Origin of the sequence: Adlercreutzia equolifaciens, assembly GCF_029076695.1 — a bacterium.
Classification (GTDB): Bacteria; Actinomycetota; Coriobacteriia; order Coriobacteriales; family Eggerthellaceae; genus Adlercreutzia; species Adlercreutzia equolifaciens_A.
This window is the reverse complement of sequence record NZ_JARFIK010000587.1, coordinates 1-290: the sequence shown is the minus strand read 5'-3', so window position 1 is coordinate 290 and position 290 is coordinate 1. Positions and strand designations below refer to the sequence as shown.

Sequence of the window (290 nt, the reverse complement as noted above, 5' to 3'; positions counted from 1 at the left end):
CCCGGCTCGGTGTAGCCCATCAGAGTGTCAATGTTCGCCTTGATCGTGACGATCTCCTGCATATCCCGTCGTGCCTTCTGGTATTCTCCATAGAGCTGTTTTTTCTTTGCTGTGAGCTTGCGGCCTTCCTCCTTCAGCACATCCATTTTAGGGAGCTTCGCCCCGCCCAGCAGAGAGCGCATTTCCGCTTGTGCAGCCCGGTACAGTTCAAGGTCGGCCTCATGCTCCGCAAGGAATTTCCGGCTGTACTTCGTCGCCTTATACTGCTCAAAGACTGGGCGGGTTTTGGC

At 55.5% G+C, this 290-nt stretch carries 1 protein-coding gene; it reads right to left on the bottom strand.

Features of this window, described 5'->3' with window-relative positions:
- Nucleotides 1–290, bottom strand: a 290-nt coding sequence (locus tag PZH32_RS13715; protein WP_428994065.1) for a hypothetical protein, incomplete at both ends; no start/stop codon positions are given.